A 314-nucleotide genomic window follows, 5' to 3' on the forward strand; every position below is an offset into this window, starting at 1 on the left:
ATTATCTTTAATAATTAAAGGAAAATAATTGATAATATCTAGTTTTCAAAGAACAAACTTGATGCTCTCGCATCAATGGAGAATAACGGGATCGAACCGTTGACCCCCTGCTTGCAAAGCAGGTGCTCTCCCATCTGAGCTAATTCCCCATATCGACCTTACGGTCAATGGGCATAAATGGACTCGAACCATCGACCTCACGCTTATCAGGCGTGCGCTCTAAACCAGCTGAGCTATACGCCCAAAAAAGCACATAAGGTTTGAGGGTAGACCCCTCAAAACTGACCATTGTTTCGACAAAGTATGTGTAGCCT

2 tRNA genes are annotated in these 314 nt (G+C 43.3%); both read right to left on the minus strand.

Annotation, left to right across the window (positions count from 1 at the left end):
• Positions 1-76: 76 nt before the first annotated feature.
• Positions 77-149, minus strand: a tRNA-Ala gene (locus tag FD38_RS10400).
• A 19-nt stretch (positions 150-168) separates the two neighbouring features.
• Positions 169-243, minus strand: a tRNA-Ile gene (locus FD38_RS10405).
• Positions 244-314: the final 71 nt, after the last annotated feature.

The sequence above is a fragment of the Levilactobacillus zymae DSM 19395 genome (assembly GCF_001434115.1).
GTDB lineage: Bacteria > Bacillota > Bacilli > Lactobacillales > Lactobacillaceae > Levilactobacillus > Levilactobacillus zymae.